The organism is Candidatus Enterococcus avicola, from assembly GCF_047470845.1.
Classification (GTDB): Bacteria; Bacillota; Bacilli; order Lactobacillales; family Enterococcaceae; genus Enterococcus_D; species Enterococcus_D casseliflavus.
Map to the genome: position 1 here is coordinate 1 of NZ_JBLGTY010000058.1, position 730 is coordinate 730.

The 730-nt window shown below is 37.1% G+C and carries 1 protein-coding gene; it reads left to right on the top strand.

Annotated elements, in window-relative coordinates:
- Positions 1 to 153 precede the first annotated feature (153 nt).
- Positions 154 to 606 (top strand): IS200/IS605 family transposase, encoded by a 453-nt coding sequence (tnpA, locus tag ACI3E5_RS17560; RefSeq protein WP_428208236.1) that lies wholly within the window; start codon positions 154 to 156, stop codon positions 604 to 606.
- The last annotated feature ends 124 nt before the right edge of the window (positions 607 to 730 follow it).

The window sequence follows — 730 nt, forward strand, 5'->3', positions numbered from 1 at the left end:
TTATTGACTTTAGTCAGTTTCGTTCGCGTAGCGTACGAAACAAAAAAACCGCGCGTTTCTACGCGTGGACGAAATAGCTTTAGCGATAAAAAACTCCTTTCGATATACTAATAGTGGCTACCAACCGCATATCAGATCGAAAGGAGTTTTTTTATGTCTAACGACGATAAAAGTTTAGCACATACCAGATGGAATTGTAAGTATCACATAGTTTTCACCCCGAAGTATCGACGAAAAGTGATTTATGGAAAGTTAAGAGTAAGTATTGGTCAGATATTAAGAAAATTGTGTGAGATGAAAGATGTTGAAATCATTGAAGCTCATGCCATGCCTGACCATATTCATATGTTAGTAAGAATACCACCAAAGATTAGTATTTCTAGTTTTATGGGCTACTTAAAAGGACGAAGTGCAACCTTAATCCATGAAAAACATGCGAATTTGAAATATAAGTATGGGAATAAAAGCTTTTGGTCCAAAGGATACTACGTGAGTACGGTTGGGTTAAATCAAAAAACAATTGAAAAATATATTCGAGAACAAGAAGCAGGTGATCGAATAAGAGATAGTATAAGTAAACAAGAGTATGTAGATCCATTTAAATAGTTAAAGAGAGATAGGGCTGTGAGCGGTTGGTGGTCATTTAAAAAGCCCCTTTTAAGGGGCTAGCGAGTGGTGAGCCCTTCTAGGGCTGTTAAAAAGCCACCCGTTTCACGGGTGGATATTTACT

Excerpts from the sequence above, each read along its gene's own strand:
- tnpA (WP_428208236.1), top strand. The coding sequence starts at position 154 with ATGTCTAACGACGATAAAAGTTTAGCACATACCAGATGGAATTGTAAG.